Below are 18,256 nucleotides of genomic sequence, written 5' to 3'. Positions count from 1 at the left end.
GAATTGCCTCCGGGCGGAAAGGAATCCATGCTCCTTACCAACGAACAGCTGGCCGGTCTTCGGGGACGTCTCATCGTCTCCGCGCAGGCCTACCCCGGAGAACCCATGCGGGACCCGAGGACCATGGCCCAGGTTGCGCAATCGGCCGTGATCGGCGGAGCCGCGGCCGTCAGGGTCCAGGGCCTGGCGGACATCCAGTACGCCAGATCGGCCGTGGAGGTGCCCGTCATCGGGCTGTTCAAGGACGGTCACGAGGGAGTTTTCATCACACCGACTCTGCATCACGCCCTTGCCGTTGCCCAGGCCGGCGCGCACATCGTGGCGCTGGACGGGACGCGACGGGACCGGCCGGATGGCCGTAGTCTGCGCGAGACGATCGAGGCGATCCACGAGCAGACCGGGGCCACCGTCATGGCCGACTGCGGCTCCCTCGACGACGCTCTGGCAGCGGTCGACGCCGGGGCCGATGTTCTCGGTACAACCCTCGCGGGATACACGGGTGAACGACTCAAGACCGATGGGCCGGATTTGGAACTCATCGAACGGATTGCGGCGGCCGAAACCGGCCGAATGCTGATCGCCGAAGGCCGCATCCATACTCCGGTTCAGGCATCCTCGGCTCTGGCCGCTGGGGCCGACTCGGTGGTCGTCGGAACCGCGATCACGCATCCGGCCAGCATCACCTCGTGGTTTGTCGACGCCCTGCCCGCCACGGACTGACCCAGGGGGTGAGGGTCTAGCCCGGAGGCTGGGGGTGGGTGACCTTGAGGGGCTGGCCCCGATACGTTCGAGGCATGGGGGGGCCTCGGTGTGGCACCTCCGGCATAGCAGCTCCGGCACGAGGTGCGTCTGGGCGGGAAATGCGCGTTTCACGCGGTCGGCAAACCCCACCGACTCGTGTCACCGCCGCTCGTCAGAGCTGCCAGATCGGCCGGTTGTCCCTGACGAAGTCGTAGTACTCTCGGTTCTTGAGCTTGGACGCCGCGGCTTCGTCCACGACGACGACCGCGCGGCGATGCATTTGTAACGCGGTGGCTGGGCAGAACGCGCCCACGGGGCCCTCGGCCATGGCCGCCACGGCGTCGGCCTTGCCCTCGCCCGAAGCGACGAGCAGTGCGACGTCGGCGTCCAGAATCGTGCCAATGCCCTGGGTGATGCAGTGGGTAGGCACCTTGGAGAGGTCGTCGTCAAAGAAGCGGGCATTGTCCCGCCGTGTGGTGGGCGTGAGGGTTTTGACGCGGGTCCTGCCCGAGAGCGAGGAACTTGGCTCGTTGAAGCCGATGTGCCCGTTGCTTCCGATGCCCAGAATCTGAAGATCGACGCCCCCGGCGGAACGAATCGCGTCCTCGTACTCCTCGCAGGCCGCAGGCACATCCTCTGCGTGGCCCTTCGGCACGTGCACCCGCTCGGGGTCGAGCCCGAGCCTCTCCGTCACGTCCCTTCGCACGACCTCAGCATAGCTCTGGGGGTGGCCCTCGGTCAGGCCGACGTATTCATCCAGGGCAAAAGCGCTGACCCGGGACACGTCCAGGCCGTCGCGCACCCTTTTTTCGAGTGCCTGGTAAGTGGGGACGGGGCTCGAACCGGTCGCGACACCGAGAACCGCATTCGGCTTCCTCCGAACGAGTTGGGCGATGCGATGCGCCGCAACGTGGCCGACGGCTTCGGGATCAGCAGCAACGATGATTTCCATGTCTTCACTCTACCGTGTTTCATCCAAATTGGTACGGACCAATATTCCTCATTGAATGATCCGTGTATGTTTGGTGCGTACCAATATTCAATCGATGGGTGGTGTTCGATGGCGGCCGCAAGGAATGCAACGATCGTGCCGAAGTACCTGTCGCTGGCGGCCGCTCTGGAGACCGACGTCGTCGCTGCGGGTGAACCGCACCAGGTGCTGCCGACCGAGCGGTCTTTGCAGGAGGAGTACGGCGTGAGCCGGGCAACCGTGCGTCGGGCCATTGCGCATCTGATTGCCTCGGGCGCGGTGTACTCGGTCCGCGGTTCCGGTACCTATATCGCGGACCCCAGCGTGATTCGCAAGGGCCTGAGGCTGACCTCGTTCTCGGAGGACATGGATGAGCGGGGGCACCGGCCGTCGAGCGAGACCCTCGGCAACGACGTCGTCGCGGCGGACGAGGACCTGGCCGAGCGGCTGAATGTGGCCGTGGGGGAGGATCTGGCACGCATCCACCGGTTGAGACTCGCGGATGGCCTGCCTATGGCGCTCGAGCTGGCGTGCATTCCCCTGACGTTTTTTGGCGGCATCCTGCCCGATCCTGGTGGTTCGCTCGACGAGCAGCTATCGCGCCGGGGCCACCGCGTGGAATTCGCGGATCAGTCGATCCGGGCCGTCAACCTCGGGTTCGAGGAAGCCACCCTGCTGTCGCAACCGGTCGGTGCAGCAGCGCTCCGCGTCGAGCGACAAGCTCGTGATGCTCTGGGACGGCTTGTCGAATGCACAGAGACGACCTACCGCGCGGACCGGTACGGATTCGACCTCAGCGTCGTCCGCGAATCGAAGGACTGAAGTCATGAATATTGTGATCCACAACGCGCGTCCAACCGAAACCCTAAGGGACGTGCCAGTTTTTGCCGGTGTCCCGGCCGAGGCGTTGACGACGGGGGCCGGGCCGGTATGGGTCGAGTGCGACGACGCCGGCGTCCCGGTTCGCGGTGGCCTGGGGGACTCGTACCATCAGAACACCCGAAGCGCGACTGCGTCGCGACCATTCGATGCGTCGGGCATGTTCTTGACAGCCCCGTTTACTGACATCCATTGTCACGGCGCGGGGGGATTCGCGTACGAGGACCCCGAGAGTTTGCCGACTTCGTTGTCGGTGCACAAGGATCAGGGGACCGGGCGGGCGTTGGCTTCGTTCGTCGCCAACCCGGTGGGCCAGCTGGAGGAATCTTTCCGGCGCGTGGCCCGGGCGATCTCGACAGGCGAAGGCATTCCCACCGGTTTGCGGTTGGAAGGGATCCACGCCGAGGGGCCGTGGCTCTCGCCGTCGCACAAGGGCGCACACCGGCGGGATTACCTCCAACCGGCAACGCTGGACCAGGCCCAACGCCTCCTCGACGCGGCCGACGGGTATTTGCGCCAGGTCACCCTTGCTCCTGAGATGGACGAGGGCCTCGCGGTGACCAGGTTCCTCGTGGACCAGGGCGTTCGCGTGGCCGTGGGTCACACGGACGCCGACTACGAGACCGCGCGCCGGGCTTTCGACGCCGGCGCGTCGATTCTGACGCATGCATTCAACGCCATGAACGGCATCCACCACAGGCACCCCGGTCCCGTGGTTGCCGCGATGGAGTCACCGCATGTGGTCGCCGAGGTCATAGCTGACGGGGTGCACGTCGCCCCCGAGGTGATCGCGATGTTGTTTCGGTCCTTGCCCGGACGGGTCGTGCTCATTACCGATGCGATGTCCGCCACCGGGCAATCCGATGGCGACTACCGGCTCGGTTCCTTGGACGTGCGGGTGGACGACGGCATCGCTCGGCTGACCACCTCGGATGGCAGCCAAGGCGCCATTGCGGGTTCGACGCTGACCATGGACCAGGCGGTGCGCACCGTGGTCAGGGCCGGTATCGACGTAGATGAGGCGTTGACGGCGGCCTCGACCCGGCCAGCCAGAGCCGTGGGACTGACCCCATGGGGTGACGGTCTGCAGCTTCGGCTCCTGGACACGGATCTGGTGCCGGTCCGGAACCTCATTCCCAGAACATCGATTCGACGTCCACGCCCCTGATCATGAGCTCTTCCTGGAGAGCATCCCGGCATTCTATGGGCAGGGCCAAGGAACCGACCGAGTCATCCGGCCCAATGTACGGCGTGACCTGGTCGAAACCGATCCGGAAGCGGGCAAGGGACCGGCAGAGTTCCATGATGTCGGAGAGATCGTCTTCGGCCGCGAAGACCCAGAAGGAATCCGCTTCGGTGAGTTGGAACAGGCCCACCGGATAACCGCGGCCGTCCACGGAACGACGTCGAACCCAACCGCCAGGTCCGCCCGGGCCCAGTGGGGGGCACACGGGATCGAAATACCATGACTGAGCATGGGACAACCACTCGGGCACGTGAGGTGCGTACACCACGGCGTCCTCGCCCTCGGGCCATTCGGTCTGTTGGAAAATCGCCGATTCGATGGCGTTCCAGAAGACCCGCTCGTCGCCTTCAATGCCGACGCTGTTCATGTCTTCGGGCTCGGGATCCGGGTCGAAGTCGAGGGGGTCTTCCTCGTCCGTGTCCCAGTAGGTGGTGCGCGTCGCCAGGTCCGCAGTGAGAAGGAACGTCTCAACCTGTTTCAGGTACTCGGGATCCCCCAAGACGACCGTCTGCTCGTCGAAATGGAAGATGTAGGGAGTCCGGGCTTTAAAACTCGGGTTGATGTTTATCATCCCTTCCTCCTGGTTGTGTCCGTGGGGTTCTAGATTATTATTCATGGATCATCCCTTCTTTGTCCCGCGTGCTCCCTGAGAGCGGAAGTTCGTTCCATCGTGCGGCCTCCCGACGAAGGGCCGTGAAACCGCCGAGAATCGACAGCGATTCGGGGCTGGTCGGCCAATAATCTGTGAGGCTGGGGGAGCTGACGATCACCGCCGCCCATTGTCCTCGGGAGACGGCTACGTTGAGTCGGTTGGGTGACAAGAGGAAATCCATCCCCCGAGGCACTTCTTCGGCAGAAGAAGCCGCCATTGAAATAATGACTATCGGCGCTTCCTGGCCTTGAAACCCATCAACGGTGCCCACCCGGACCCCCGTTTCATCCGGATGCGAAAGCCCCTCTTTTTCCAGGGCGTCACGAATGACCTCCACCTGGGCGTTGTAGGCAGCCACGACGAGGACATCCTCAGGTTCCAACGGCCTGAGCGCTTGGTCCGGCGCATCACTCCAGCCCCTTCCGATGAATTGTCTCGCGAGTCCCACGACCTGGTGAGCTTCCTCCGGGGAGGACGTCGCATTCCCCACGTGTGGAACGTCGAGACGATACACGCCGGGGCGGGTATCTGTCAGCACCCGTCGAGTCGCAGCATGCGCGGACTCAAGCCTGCCCTGGTACGACAGCTTGGAGACCGGGGCGCACAGCTGTGGATGCATTCGCCATGACGAGTCGAGGAAGTACCCGAATTCGGGTGGCAGGGTGCGTTCGCCCGCGGAGAGCCAACCCAAAGCTGATTCGTCGACCGGATACGGATGACTTCCCTGGGTGACTTGAGGCAATTGCTGGGGATCGCCCAACAGAAGCATGTTGCGCGCGGCCCGGGATACGGCCAGCATATTGGCCAGGGAATACTGCCCAGCCTCGTCGATGACGAGGAGGTCCAAGCTCCCCGGGGCAAAGCGGTCTTGGTTCGCGAAGTCCCAGGCCGTGCCGCCGTACACCCGCCCCTCGCCTGGACCCGAGTCGGGATACGTCGCTTCCGCCAGGAATGAGGAAATCTCCTTGGGCGAGATTTCCCGCCAAGGAACGAGAGGCGAAGTCGCATCTCCTTGCGGGCGTGTCTTCTTGGCCTTGGCGATGGCCGCCGCGGGGACGCTTCCGTTGGTGATGCAGCCACGCAGCAGATTCTCGATGACGGCGTGTGACTGGGCGACCACGCCAATAGTCCACCCCTCGGTCACCAGACGTCCGATCACATGAGATCCCACGTACGATTTCCCGGTTCCGGGCGGCCCCTGGACCGCGATGTAGGAGTCGTCCAGCCGTGAGACCGCCGCGTGGATCGCATCTGCCATGGGGATCTTCCCGTCTCCCAAGCCCGGGTCGTTTGCTCGTGGAAGGGGTGCCCCGCCGACAAGCCGTGGCCGCCTGCGCGCCAGGATGTCCAATCCCGCTGCCCGAGGTAAATGGGGGAGGGCCGCGTCGACCTCCTCCGCGAGAGCCGCGAGCGAATCTTCCTGGGCCGCAGTGCGAATGGGCGCCGAGGGGGTCGACGCCATTGGAATGTGGTCGAAGGGCTCCGTGCCTTGAGGACGGGACTCGATCATCCGGATGCGGACCAGCCCAGGGGAGGAACCGGGCTCCAAGGATTCCACGGTCAGCCGAGCATCGCTGGCGCGCGAAACGACCGTTCGTTGCCTTCCGGACCGAGCCTCGATGCGTTGCTGCGCTTCGAGCGCCTTGTTCTCCAAATAGGGTGGCAGCGGAGCTTCGTACATAGCGAACAGCCCTGAGTCTCCGGGCTTCAGGCCAGAACCCTCCGCGAGGCGGGCCGTCCCGGCGAGAACTCGCTTTTCGACCTTCGACCGGGTCGAAGCCTTGTGCCAGTCCTCTTCCACACCCATCCGCTCGAAGACCACGACGTCCCGCTGCGACTCCCAATCCGAAACGGGAGCCGTGAGCCGGTCGAAGTGAGCCCACCAAAATTGTTTGCGTTCGCGCCGGTGATAACCGGTAGCGCTGGAAACCATGGCGACCGCACGGACCGTGTCCCTCAGTTCCTCCGGAGCGAGCCCAGTGGACTCGGGCGTGGCCGTCTCCACGAAGTGGTTCAGCGATGATTCGACGGGTGTCTCGCGCGCGGACTCGATCGTTTCCGGTTCGACCTGAGCCCCGGGCAGTTGGGGCGGCCGGCTGAGTTCCTCAGTCGCGGAGCGGGAGACGAGAGAGAGCAACCAATTGCGGAGTTCGAAAGTCGACAGGCAATCGTAACGGTTGTAGTCGCTGATCGAACTCAGAATGGATCTCGCATGCTCGTCCTCGCCCGTATCGCGAGCCAAGCAATAATCGGCGTAGGCCACGACCGACGCCGCGGCGTTGGTGACGTCCCCCATGCGGAGTTGATCGCCCATGTAGAGCGGTTCCAACTTCTTGATCGAATATGAGCCCTGCGAAATGCGCAAACTCGCGCGGACGGATTCGTAGAGATCCACAAGGACCTCTTCGCGAAGGAGGTCGTCGACTTCTTCCTCCCCGACGCCGTGCCGGGCCGCGAGATCTCGCAGTGCACGTTTCTCGTAATTGGCATAGTGATAGATCTTCATACCGGGATAACGCTGCCGACGTTCGCTGACGTACTGCAGAAAATCGAGCAGAGCCTGCTTCTCTTCTTTCCGGGAGTGCGCCCAGAACGGTACGAACACGGGTTCTTCAGCAGGGTCGAGCGGTGTCTCGATGAGACCGAAAAGGTACTCGATGCCCCATGAAGAATCATCAGGATCCTGCCACATGGGGTCGCCCTCGAAATCGAAGAATATGTCCCCGGGGTTGGCGGCCGGGATCCTAGTCAGGGGCGCAGAATAAGTGACCAGATAGGAAACGCTCTGCTGGAGTCCTTCCGCATCCGTATATGTCACGGTCTTGTCCGGGACGGACAGCCCGCATTGCATCGCCGCCTGGTCCCGAGCGGAGCGAACAGGAGCGGGAAGGTCTCGTCCGTTCAGACCCGCTAAGTCCGTCATGGTGCGTACGTCGTAGCGTTGGCGCAGTTTTTTGCGCTGGGTCAGGGACATCCCCGCAACCTTCAGGACGTCCTGGTGCTCCTCGATCTCGACAAGACAGTGCGGACACTTGCCGCAACGGGGCAGGGCCTCGTCCCACCAGTCGAGCGGAGCGGCTGATGGATTCATGCGCTCCTGAGTCAGCGACTCGAAGCGATCCCTGCGCTCTTGGTAAACCGCCATGAACTCCCCGACACCAAATGACGCCCGTTCCCTGTTGCCGAGTACCAACGTGACTGTATCCGAGACAGGGATTCCCGCCTGCGCCAGTTGGTCCGCATATGCGGCGAGCTGCAGTAATGCGGTGACCTTTGCGTGACGAGCCAGTTTGGTGTCGAAGACGGCGTATCTACCATCGGCCTCACGGACGAGGAAATCCGAACGGCCATGGAACCGGCCGTCGAAGAAAGATGCCTGAAAAACGACGTCAGCGCCCAGACGCAGAGCCGCAATGGATTCTTGGTGCTTTCGAAGAAGGATCTCACGGTCCAGGGTCCCGGCCGGCTCGACCTCATAGACCCCGCGGCCGATCCTCCGCTCGAAACGCCCGTACTGAGCGATCATGTCTTGCAGCACCGCGGCCTCGTGCTGATCTCCCAACCTGGAGGTGCGCTCGAGCATCGCATCCTCCGGGGCCCGGAAGCGGGGCAGGCGGCCCAGCTTTTCTTCCAAGATGTGCACTGTGGCCCACGGACATTCCGCGGCGCGGACCAAATCCGAAGCAGAGTAGACCAAGGAACGATAAGAGCCCCCGGCAGATTGGTCCGGGGTATCGACGAAGAACACAGCCACCTCCTGGTTCCGCCTCCGGCATCGCTCGGGGCGTTGAATACAGGGTACGGGGAGTGACTGACAAGTTAAGCGGAGGCGGCCTCATTCTGACCGGAAAGCCCGGTTTGGTCCAGCTCCAGACTCATCGAAATCTGATACCGATCCGAACGGTACGTCGAAATCGAGTATTCGAGTGGAAGCGGCCCGTGTTCTCCGCGGGCAAAGGTGTATCGGTGGAAAAGCAGGACGGGTGCCGCCGCCTCCACGTCCAGGATTTGAGCCAGATCAGGATCTACCGCGGCGGCTTCCACGGTCTGTTCGGCGGTGCTGACCGCGAACTCCGTCCCGGACAAATGCGAATACAGGGATTGGCTCAGGTCTTTGGCAAGCAGAAGGTCGGTCAGCTCCGGTCGCATCCACGATTCGTCCACGCTGACCGGGGCTTGATTCGCAAGCCGGAGCCTTTTGACGCACAGGGTCTCTTCACCGTCGTCCAGCCCGAAGAACTCCGCTGCCCTCGGCGTGGCCTGCCTGCGTTCGGCCAGAAGAATCCTCGTCGACGGTTCCAGCCCTGCGCGTTTCATGTCCTCCGTGAAGGAAGCCAGGTGCAGATTGGAACGAACGCGCCCATGGGAAACATAAGTCCCTTTGCCGTGGATGCGCACCAGTACGCCTTCGGCCACGAGATCCGCGACGGCACGTCGGATCGTGATGCGGGAAACGCCGAACTGCTTTTCCAGCTGCCGTTCGCCAGGTAGGGCATCTCCTGGGGACAACTCGTTCCGTGCCAGGTCACGCAGTTCCGACCTGACCTGTTCATGCTTGTGAACCACCTCTGCGATCGCTTCCGCTACAGCAGATCCTGGATGTCTTCGGCCAAGTTCTCCGCCTCGGGACCGACGACGACCTGAACCATGCCACCCGAGACGACCACACCGTGGGCTCCCATGGCTTTGAGCGCGGCCTGGTCGACGACGGATGAGTCCTCGACCTCGGTGCGCAAACGAGTGATGCAGCCCTCGATGTCCTCGATATTATCCGCACCCCCGAGCGCTTCCAGAAGCTTTTCCGGGTCAAACATTGAATTCCTCCTTGCTCTTGACAAGCAATTCCTTGTGCCTCACAGTGATCAGAACCACTGGTTATAAACAGTTGACTTGAGCGTACCGACTGCGCTCCATCGACACAACCGCACGCTACTCTCGCCGACGCGAGAATCGAGGTCCCCATGTCTTCGTCAGACGTCCCCATGACGGCCGCCGGGTCTTCCCGCAAAAAGGGCGACGGCAAATCCATGAAAGTCCTTCAGCGCTTCGGGAGGAGCCTGATGCTTCCGATCGCGGCCCTGCCCGCAGCCGCGATCCTTCAACGACTCGGGCAAGACGACCTTCTCGGCCGTTTCTCCTCGATCTCCACCGCGGCCCAGGTGATCGGCGCCGCCGGTACGGCTCTGTTCGACGGACTGCCGTTGCTCTTCGCGGTCGGCATTTCCTTCGGCTTCGCCAAAAAGGGCGATGGCTCGACGGCCCTCGCGGCCGTTGTCGGCTACCTCGTGATGACCAACGTGTTCAAGGTGATGTCACCGGTCGTCCTCAGTAGCGACGCGACCTCGGCCGCAGGGGAGGACCCAGCGATCGACTACGGCGTCCTGGGCGGGATCGTGATCGGATTGACGTCCGCCATGTTGTGGCAACGTTTTCACCGGACGAAACTGCCTGATTGGCTCGGATTCTTCGGTGGGAGACGTCTCGTGCCGATCCTGACGTCCTTGGCTGCCCTGGTGCTCGGCGTGATCCTGGCCTTGATCTACCCGCTCTTCGACAAGGGGCTGTCCGCGATCGGCACAGCGGTCGGAGGAAACCCTGTGGCCGGTGCCGGTGTGTACGGCGTACTGAATCGGCTGCTGATTCCTTTCGGCCTCCACCACATTCTCAATTCCATCGTCTGGTTCATCCTCGGGGACTACAACGGCGCCCACGGCGATCTGACGCGGTTCTTCGCGGGCGATCCCAGCGCGGGAGTGTTCATGACGGGCTTCTTCCCGATCATGATGTTCGGTCTTCCCGCGGCTGCGCTGGCCATATGGCATGAGGCCAAACCAGGGCAGAAGAAGATCGTCGGCGGCATCATGCTGTCCACTGGTCTGACGTCGTTCCTGACCGGGATCACTGAGCCCCTTGAGTTTTCCTTCATGTTCATCGCATGGCCGCTGTATCTGATCCACGCGGTCCTCATGGGGACCTCGATGGCCCTGACCAACGCCTTGGGGATTCACTCCGGTTTCGGTTTCTCTGCCGGAACCATCGACTACGTGCTCAACTTCGGCATATCTCAGAATTCGATCTGGCTGATACCTATAGGGGTGGGTTACGGATTGATTTACTACTTCCTTTTCCGATTCGTGATCCGTAAATGGAATCTGCGGACCCCGGGGCGCGAGGAAGACCCCGACGAGGCCGCGGCGGTCGCGGACGGAGACCTCGAGGAGGCCTCGTCATCGGCTACCGAGCAGGACGACTCCGCCGATGGCGAGAAACCCCGTCGAGAGACTGAGGACTAGAAATCCCAGTCGGTATCGTCCGTCTCCACTGCCTTGCCCATCACGTAGGAGGAGCCCGAACCGCTGAAGAAATCGTGGTTCTCGTCGGCGCCCGGAGCGAGGGCCGCCAGGATTTCCGGATTCACGGCGGTCTCTTCCGCGGAGAAGTACGCGGGACAGCCCAAGTTCATCAGTGCTTTGTTGGCGTTGTAGCGGACGAAAACGGCGACGTCATCCATGAGCCCCAGCGGTTCGTACAGTTCTCCCGAATAGTGCAGCTCCAGCTCGTACAGCTCTTCCATCAACTTGACGGTGAATTCTTTGACTTCTTCCTGGCGCTCGATCGAGCAGGCTTGGAGACCCCGCTGGAATTTGTAGCCCGAGTAGTAACCGTGCACGGCCTTGTCCCGAAGGATCAGTCGGATCATGTCCGCGGTATTGGTCAAGGTCGCGTGCACCGAGAAGTGAAGCGGGAGGTAGAAACCCGCGTAGAGCAAGAGTGAAGACAACAAGGTCGATGCGACCTTCCGCCGCAACGGATCGTCGCCGTAATAGTGCACCAAGACCTTCTTGGCACGTTCCTGTAGGAGATCGTTGGAGACTGCCCACCGATACGACTGTTCGATATCGCGAGAGTTGGAGAGCGTGGAGAAAACGCTCGAATAGGATCTGGCGTGCACGGACTGCATGAACGCGATATTCGTGTAGACGGCTTCCTCGTGCTCGGTGCGAGCATCCTGGATCTGGCTGATCTCCCCGACCGTTGCCTGAACCGTGTCGAGCATGGTCAACCCGGTGAACACTCGCATGGTCAATGTTTGTTCCTCATCGGTCAGTCGCTGCCAAGCCGGAAGGTCATTGGACAGCGGTACCTTCTCGGGGAGCCAGAAATTAGAGGTCAATCGGTTCCAGACTTCGAGGTCTTTCTCGTCCTGTACCTGATTCCAATTGACGGGACGCAGGCGCAGAGTCGGGTCGTGGCGAAAGGACGGCGGGGTCACGGAAATATCGGTGATCGGAAGGTTCGAGGTTGCGTGGGACATAGTGGTTTCCTTGGTACGTGGGGCGGATGGGGTCAAAGGGCGCAGGAGACGCAGTTCTGGACCTCCGTGCCCTCCAAGGCGGCCTGGCGGAGCCGGATGTAGTAGAGGGTCTTGATTCCCGCTTTCCAGGCGTAGATCTGGGCACGGTTGATGTCTCGCGTGGTCGCGTCGTCCTTGAAGAACAGCGTCAGCGAAAGACCTTGATCCACGTGTTTGGTCGCGGCGGCGTAGGTGTCGATGATTTTCTCGTACCCCACCTCGTAGGCATCCTCGAAGAGTCCGATATTCTCCTGACTCATGTGCGGTGCCGGATAGTACACGCGCCCTAGCTTTCCTTCTTTTCTGATCTCGATCCGCGAGGTGACCGGGTGCAATGAAGCGGTCGAATGATTGATGTAACTGATCGATCCCGTCGGAGGAATCGCCTGAAGGTAGGCGTTGTACATGCCGTCCCTCATCACGGCCGCCCTCAGGACGATCCAGTCCTCGCGGCTGGGCAGGTGCACGCCCGCTTCGGCGAACAGCGTGCGGACACGATCGGTGGCGGGGGTGCCGTCCGTCGAGACGTAGCGTTCGAAGCGAACCCCGTTCGCATAGTCCGAACTGGCGAATCCTTCGAAAGTCTCGTCGCGTTCGACCGCGAGCAGATGAGAGGCACGGATCGCGTGGAACGTCACGAGCCGAAAATATGCATCCGTGAAATCGATGGCCTCGGCGCTCCCGTAGGGGATGTTCTGGGACGCCAAGTAACCGTGCAAGTTCATTTGCCCGAGCCCGATCGCGTGGGTGGCCCTGTTGCCGCGGGCCACTGAAGGTACGGAGTCGACGTTGCACTGGTCTGAGACGCTGGTCAGCGCTCGGACTGCGGTCTCGACGGTGCGGCCGAAATGTGGGGAGGCCATGGCTGCGGCGATGTTGAGCGAGCCCAGATTGCACGACATATCCCGGCCGACGGACTCGTAGCTGAGATCGGAATCCATCGTCGAGGGGGTGTTGGCCTGAAGGATCTCGCTGCAGAGGTTGGACATCCCAATGCGTCCGGGATGCGCATGATCCCGATTGACGGTGTCGTCGAAGAGTACGTACGGATACCCCGACTCGAATTGAAGCTCCGCGATCGTCGTGAAGAAGTCGCGGGCCCGGACTGAGTCCTTGTGGATCCGCGGGTTTGTGGCCAGCTCATCGTAGAGCGCGGTAATCGACAGATCCGACATCGGTTTTCCGTATTCCCGTTCTACGTCGTACGGACTGAAGAGGAGCATGTCCCGGTCTTCCTTGGCGAGCCGGAACGTGACGTCGGGGATGACGACGCCGAGCGAGAGGGTCTTGATGCGCACTTTCTCGTCCGCATTCTCCCGTTTGGTGTCGAGGAAACGAAGGATATCCGGATGGTGTGCGTGCAGATACACGGCCCCGGCACCCTGCCTGGCGCCCAGCTGGTTCGCGTAGGAGAAGGAATCCTCCAGAATTTTCATGACCGGAACCACTCCAGAGGCTTGGTTCTGGATCTTCTTGATAGGGGCACCGGTCTGGCGAAGATTCGTGAGCATCAGTGCGACGCCGCCGCCGCGTTTCGACAGCTGGAGTGCGGAATTCACCGACCGGCCGATCGACTCCATATTGTCTTCCACACGCAGCAGAAAGCAGGAAATGAGCTCACCCCTTTGCTTCTTGCCCGCATTCAGAAAAGTGGGGGTCGCGGGTTGATAGCGACCTGACATCATCTCGTCGACGAGATGCACCGCCAGCTTTTTGTCGCCCCGAGCGAGATACAAGGCCGTGGCCACCACGCGCTCCGAGAAGTCCTCGAGGTACTCCCGCCCGTCGAAGGTCTTCATGGCGTAGGAGGTGTAGAACTTGAATGCGCCGAGGAAGGACCCGAAGCGGTGCCCCGCCTCAGCGGCTCGTTGGTGAACCGTGAAAAGAAACTCAGGGTCGTAGGCCTGGAGAAAATCCGCTTCGTAGTAGTCGTTGTCCACAAGCCATTCGAGACGTTGGGCCACGCTGTCGAATCGTCGCGTACGAGGCTTGACCCATTGCCGTACATAGGCGCCGATTGCTTGCTTGTCGCGATCGAATTGGATTCGTCCGGATTCATCGAACAGATTCAGTTGAGCGTTGAGGGTGTGATAGTCCTTGCGCGTGCCGATGCCTTCTTTTTCGCCGGGTGATGTCGTGGTGGGAGATGTCATGCGGATTCCTTGTCGTGTTCCAAAGCGTGCCAAAACTCGTCGAGCCCGTGATTGATGGTCTCGACGTCGCGGGAGTGGCCCAAGAGCTCGAATCTGTAGAGCTCCGGGACCCCGCACTTCTTCGAAATCACGGGGCCCGCGATGCAGAAGTGCTCACCGAAATTGGTATTTCCTGAGGCGATGACCCCTCGAATCAAGCTCCTGTTCTGTGGGTCGTTCAGGAAGGTGATGACTTGTCGGGGAACGGCCTGTTTTGCTTCTCCTCCGCCATAGCTCGGCACGATCAGGACGTATGGCCGACTGACGCGGATCATCCCGTCGAGGCGCGGGCGCAGGGGGATTCTGAGGGCGTCGAATCGGAGACGGTCCACGAGGCGCCGGGTGTTCTCCGAAGCGCTCGAAAAATAGACGAGGCTCGGGGACTCGTGCGGGGCGAGGGTGCGGAATCGGATAGGCGGCCGGGATCGGGCGGCCGAGTGCTCTTCCATGTCTTCCTTTCTGTGGGATCCGCGCCGAGCACAATATGTTGTGCTGCTGACGATGTGAAGGGGGCACATATAGGAATATCATTAAGGCGAACTTAAAACTACGCCATGGCGTAGTTATTGACATGAGTCACAATTGAAGGAAAACTTCACGATGTGAAGGAAAAAGTGAAGGAAAACTCCGGCAGGGAGTCGCCTCCTGATGTCCTCGGCTCGCTACGAGCGCTCGCGGACACCTTGAGCCCCGGCCCGGCCAAAGTCGCGAAGTTCATCCTGGACGATCCCGCCCGCACGGTCCCGATGACGCTCGGGGAGCTCGCCCGGAACAGCCGAACCAGCGATGCTTCGGTCATCCGCTTGGCTCGATCCATCGGATGCGCCGGCTACAGGGAAATGCGTACCCTCCTCGCCACCTCTGTCGGTCGGGCTCAGGGCGCCGCCTCGGACCAGCGGTCGTATCCGGTGGGGATCTCAGCCGAGGATGCCCCGGGTGAGATCGTGACGAAGCTGGCTGCAGGTGAGCGGGAAGCAATATCGCAGACCGAGCGGGCACTTGATGCCGACTCGGTACGGACCGTGGCGGATGCTGTGGCGAACGCTCGGCGAGTGCTCGTCGTCGGAATCGGCGCATCCGGTCTGGTCGCTCAAGATCTTGCCGCCAAGCTCGGCCGAATAGGTCTGTCGGTTCATGCCGCGACCGAGGCGCACGATGCGCTGACCTTTGCCGTGCTGCTGACTTCCGAGGACGTTTTCATCGGGGTATCCGCTTCGGGCCGTACCCGCGACGTCGTCGATCCGCTTGGACTGGCGGCTCAAGCCGGTGCCCGAACGGTCGGGATCACGACGCAACCGCGTGCACCTTTGGGGAGTGCCGACCACGTCCTGGTCAGCGTTGCTTCCCGCGAATCCGGGATTCGCCTCGGGGCAATGACCTCTCGCTCGGGACAGCTTTTCGTGGTCGATGCGCTGTTCACCATGGTTTTCCAGGCCCGTGAGGAAGAAGCGAGGACGGCCATCGCGCGTTCCCACGAGGCCCTGGCCTTCAAACGTTCACCCCGCCCGAACGGCACGACACCGCAGGAGAACCGGAGCTCATGACACCTGACATTCCCACCACCGAAGCGATCGACGAACAGTTCTCGGAGATCGACCGCATGCCGACCGAAGCCTTGGCAAGGCTCATGAATCGGGCCGATTCGACGGTTCCGCTCGCCGTGGGGCAACGCAGCGCGGACATTGCCCGACTCGTGGACGCGGCAGTCCCTGGTCTCCGATCGGGGGGCCGCTTGGTGTACGCCGGCGCGGGAACCGCGGGACGGCTCGGTGTCCTCGACGCGTCCGAGTGTCCGCCGACGTTCAATACCGCGACCGGGGAAGTCGTCGGCCTCATCGCCGGTGGAGAGCGGGCCATTGTTTCCGCGGTGGAGGGCGCCGAGGATGACTCGGCCGCGGGCGGGCAGGCCATCGTCGCTTTGGACATCGGTCCCTCGGACACCGTCGTCGGGGTCTCGGCATCCGGGGCGACGCCCTATGCGGTCGGTGCCGTCGAGGAGGCCGCAAAGCGGGGCGCGACGACGGGCGGCGTCGTATGCAATCGGGGGTCCCTGCTCGCGTCGGTTGCCGGGCACGCGATCGAGGTGATTGTGGGGCCGGAACTCGTAGCGGGCTCGACCAGATTGAAGGCCGGGACCGCCCAGAAACTCGTGCTCAACATGATCTCGACGATGAGCATGGTCCGACTGGGTAAGACGTACGGGAATCTCATGGTGGACGTCCAATCGACCAATTCCAAGTTGAAGGAGAGAGTCCGTCGGATCGTTCAGACGGTGACCGACGCCGAGGACTCCGAGGTCGAAGCCGCTGTCGAGGCGGCGGATGGAAGCGCAAAAGTAGCGATTCTCATGATCCTTGCCGGGGTCGATGCCGCACGTGCACGCGAGGAATTGGATCGTGACGCAGGGGTCCTCCGAGCAGCTCTGGGGCGGCTGGTCCGGTCTCACAGCTGACGCGGGAGACCAGTAGGGCAGCGGGGGAATTGCCCGCACGACGTCATGAAGGCAACGCACAAAGGAGTCGACAATGCCTGACCAAGAGAAAATATCGCAGGAAGTGATCGCCGGTCTCGGCGGTGCTTCCAATATCGGCGGGGTAGAAAACTGCATTACTCGTTTGAGAATCCCCGTCAACAACGAGTCCGCCGTCGACGTCGAGGCTTTGCGCGGCGTCGAGGGAGTATTGGGTGTCGTGCCCGGATCGACCATGCAGGTCGTGCTCGGCCCTGGGGTCGTGGACACGGTCGCCCGGGACATCGACAAGCGCCTGCAGGAAGAGAAAGTAACTCAGGGCTCGCGCGGCGGCAGATCCGTGGCGGCGGGAAGCGCGGAGAATCCGGACGTCACCGAGCCGGCGTCCCCGAACGATCTCCAGGCTCTCGGCGCGCAGATGAAACGCTCGCAGTCCGAACGCGGAAAATCCCCGATCCGCGGCTTCCTGGGTCGAATCGCCAATATCTTCCTTCCATTGATTCCCGCCTTGATCGCGTGCGGCATCGTGGCCGGCATCAGCGGCGTTCTGCAAAACTTCGTCGCGAATGGGGCGTGGCCGTGGGCCGCTGGGGCCGTGCCCGTCCTGACAGCGATATCGAGCGGGTTCATGACCTTGATTGCCGTGTTCGTGGGCATGAACGCGGCCAAGGAGTTCGGCGGCACCCCGGTGCTCGGCGGGGCGGTCGCAGCGATCATTCCGTTTGCGGGGGTCTCCGAAATCTCCGTTTTCGGCACATCCCTCGAGCCGGGCCAGGGTGGCGTGATCGGCGCCCTGTTTGCGGCAATCCTCGCCGCGTACATCGAGCGTTGGACACGCAAGTGGGCCCCGGAATCACTGGCCATGTTGATCGTCCCGACGGTCACGGTTCTGATCGCGGGAGCGTTGACGCTCTTCCCGCTCATGACCCTGGCAGGCTGGATCTCGACCGGCATCGGAACCGGTGCGACGTGGCTTTTGGGGGTCGGTGGAGGAGTCGCCGGGTTCGTTTTGGCCGGACTTTTCCTGCCCCTTGTGATGCTGGGTCTGCACCAGGCTCTGATACCGATTCACACAACTCTCATCTCCCAGGCCGGGTACACGATCCTCCTGCCGATCCTCGCGATGGCAGGTGGCGGACAAGTCGGGGCGACCGCAGCGATTTACCTGCGTATCCGCAATCGTGCCTTGAGAAATACCATCAAGTCCGCCCTCCCTGCGGGCATCCTCGGGGTGGGCGAGCCGCTGATTTACGGCGTTACCCTGCCGATGGGTCGCCCCTTCATCACCGCATGCCTTGGTGGAGCTTTCGGAGGCGGATTCGTGGGGCTGTTCAACCAGCTCGGCTATGCAACCGGATCCACCGCCATCGGGCCGAGCGGGTGGGCGCTCTTCCCTCTGGCGGCGGGCAATCACGGTATCGGTGCCGCGCTCGCGATCTATGCCGTCGGGCTGCTGATTTCCTACGTAGCAGGCTTTCTCCTGACGTATTTCCTCGGAGTGCCCAAGGACCTGATCGCCCGCATGGCGGACGAAGACAAGGGGTAGTTGTCCGGCCTCAGCCGATCCGGTCTGAGCCAATGTGCGGCCTGGGCCGGGGGGCGCGTACCGTACAGTGCACGCTAGGAGGCGGCAAGACCTCTGAAGGCATCCCCTTGCCTTTGCTCTCGAGGGGGCGTGTCCCCAGCGGGGACGTCACATTCCGGCGTTATAGGAAACGTGCACAACAGCGAGCGTTCGCCTGAGGTAGAAGG

The 18,256-nt window shown here is 62.4% G+C and carries 15 protein-coding genes; 7 read left to right on the top strand and 8 right to left on the bottom strand.

What is annotated here, in order from left to right; genetic code table 11:
* Positions 1 to 27 precede the first annotated feature (27 nt).
* Positions 28 to 720 carry an N-acetylmannosamine-6-phosphate 2-epimerase gene (locus EWV35_RS10060; RefSeq protein WP_129661453.1) on the top strand — a complete coding sequence of 231 codons (693 nt, stop codon included), beginning with the start codon at positions 28 to 30 and terminating at the stop codon, positions 718 to 720.
* Positions 721 to 913: 193 nt separating this feature from the next.
* On the opposite strand, the gene nagB is transcribed toward EWV35_RS10060, so the two are convergent.
* Complete coding sequence (gene nagB, locus EWV35_RS10055) at positions 914 to 1,693, bottom strand: glucosamine-6-phosphate deaminase (protein ID WP_129661450.1); 780 nt, start codon at positions 1,691 to 1,693, stop codon at positions 914 to 916.
* Between the two features lie 135 nt (positions 1,694 to 1,828).
* On the opposite strand from nagB, the gene EWV35_RS10050 reads away from it, so the two are divergent.
* Both EWV35_RS10050 and nagA read left to right on the top strand, forming a co-directional pair.
* Entirely contained in the window at positions 1,829 to 2,533 is a 705-nt protein-coding gene (locus tag EWV35_RS10050) for a GntR family transcriptional regulator (protein ID WP_165168512.1), read from the top strand.
* 4 nt (positions 2,534 to 2,537) lie between these two features.
* The gene (nagA, locus tag EWV35_RS10045) at positions 2,538 to 3,758 is read left to right on the top strand and encodes an N-acetylglucosamine-6-phosphate deacetylase (RefSeq protein WP_165168510.1); all 1,221 of its coding nucleotides are present in this window, start codon (positions 2,538 to 2,540) and stop codon (positions 3,756 to 3,758) included.
* Here nagA and EWV35_RS10040 read toward each other — a convergent pair.
* The 4 genes from EWV35_RS10040 to EWV35_RS10025 all read right to left on the bottom strand — a co-directional run bounded on the left by EWV35_RS10040 (position 3,721) and on the right by EWV35_RS10025 (position 9,302).
* Positions 3,721 to 4,452 (bottom strand): hypothetical protein, encoded by a 732-nt coding sequence (locus tag EWV35_RS10040; protein WP_129661441.1) that lies wholly within the window; start codon positions 4,450 to 4,452, stop codon positions 3,721 to 3,723. The two genes, nagA and EWV35_RS10040, sit on opposite strands and share 38 nt — an antisense overlap.
* Positions 4,445 to 8,236 carry a TM0106 family RecB-like putative nuclease gene (locus EWV35_RS10035; protein ID WP_129661437.1) on the bottom strand — a complete coding sequence of 1,264 codons (3,792 nt, stop codon included), beginning with the start codon at positions 8,234 to 8,236 and terminating at the stop codon, positions 4,445 to 4,447. Before EWV35_RS10035 ends, EWV35_RS10040 begins: the two co-directional genes overlap by 8 nt.
* A gap of 71 nt (positions 8,237 to 8,307) precedes the next feature.
* Complete coding sequence (locus tag EWV35_RS10030; protein ID WP_202976081.1) at positions 8,308 to 9,054, bottom strand: GntR family transcriptional regulator; 747 nt, start codon at positions 9,052 to 9,054, stop codon at positions 8,308 to 8,310.
* Positions 9,055 to 9,071: 17 nt separating this feature from the next.
* Positions 9,072 to 9,302: a glucose PTS transporter subunit EIIB gene (locus tag EWV35_RS10025; protein WP_129661431.1), complete on the bottom strand. Its 231-nt coding sequence runs from the start codon at positions 9,300 to 9,302 to the stop codon at positions 9,072 to 9,074.
* 147 nt (positions 9,303 to 9,449) lie between these two features.
* Here EWV35_RS10025 and EWV35_RS10020 point away from each other — a divergent pair, with 147 nt between their 5' ends.
* The gene (locus EWV35_RS10020; protein ID WP_129661428.1) at positions 9,450 to 10,781 is read left to right on the top strand and encodes a PTS transporter subunit EIIC; all 1,332 of its coding nucleotides are present in this window, start codon (positions 9,450 to 9,452) and stop codon (positions 10,779 to 10,781) included.
* On the opposite strand, the gene nrdF is transcribed toward EWV35_RS10020, so the two are convergent.
* From nrdF to nrdI, 3 genes are read right to left on the bottom strand one after another with little or no spacing between them, the layout of a single operon-like run.
* Positions 10,778 to 11,803: a class 1b ribonucleoside-diphosphate reductase subunit beta gene (gene nrdF / locus EWV35_RS10015; RefSeq protein ID WP_129661425.1), complete on the bottom strand. Its 1,026-nt coding sequence runs from the start codon at positions 11,801 to 11,803 to the stop codon at positions 10,778 to 10,780. The genes EWV35_RS10020 and nrdF overlap by 4 nt on opposite strands.
* Positions 11,804 to 11,835: 32 nt before the next feature.
* Positions 11,836 to 13,995 carry a class 1b ribonucleoside-diphosphate reductase subunit alpha gene (gene nrdE, locus EWV35_RS10010; protein ID WP_193554103.1) on the bottom strand — a complete coding sequence of 720 codons (2,160 nt, stop codon included), beginning with the start codon at positions 13,993 to 13,995 and terminating at the stop codon, positions 11,836 to 11,838.
* The gene (gene nrdI / locus EWV35_RS10005) at positions 13,992 to 14,483 is read right to left on the bottom strand and encodes a class Ib ribonucleoside-diphosphate reductase assembly flavoprotein NrdI (RefSeq protein WP_129661422.1); all 492 of its coding nucleotides are present in this window, start codon (positions 14,481 to 14,483) and stop codon (positions 13,992 to 13,994) included. The genes nrdE and nrdI overlap by 4 nt, the downstream gene beginning before the upstream one ends.
* A gap of 165 nt (positions 14,484 to 14,648) precedes the next feature.
* On the opposite strand from nrdI, the gene EWV35_RS10000 reads away from it, so the two are divergent.
* The 3 genes from EWV35_RS10000 (at position 14,649) to EWV35_RS09990 (ending at position 18,050) form a co-directional block, all read left to right on the top strand.
* A complete protein-coding gene (locus EWV35_RS10000) occupies positions 14,649 to 15,578 on the top strand; it encodes a MurR/RpiR family transcriptional regulator (protein WP_129661419.1) in 930 nt (309 codons plus the stop codon).
* The gene (gene murQ / locus EWV35_RS09995; protein WP_129661416.1) at positions 15,575 to 16,486 is read left to right on the top strand and encodes an N-acetylmuramic acid 6-phosphate etherase; all 912 of its coding nucleotides are present in this window, start codon (positions 15,575 to 15,577) and stop codon (positions 16,484 to 16,486) included. The genes EWV35_RS10000 and murQ overlap by 4 nt, the downstream gene beginning before the upstream one ends.
* A gap of 73 nt (positions 16,487 to 16,559) precedes the next feature.
* On the top strand, positions 16,560 to 18,050 hold the full coding sequence (locus EWV35_RS09990; protein ID WP_129661413.1) for a PTS transporter subunit EIIC: 1,491 nt from the start codon (positions 16,560 to 16,562) through the stop codon (positions 18,048 to 18,050).
* Positions 18,051 to 18,256: the final 206 nt, after the last annotated feature.

The sequence above is a fragment of the Rothia uropygialis genome (genome assembly GCF_004137765.1).
Taxonomy (GTDB): domain Bacteria; phylum Actinomycetota; class Actinomycetes; order Actinomycetales; family Micrococcaceae; genus Rothia.
Note: the sequence above shows the minus strand (reverse complement) of the source record. Positions and strands in the feature narration are given on the sequence as shown.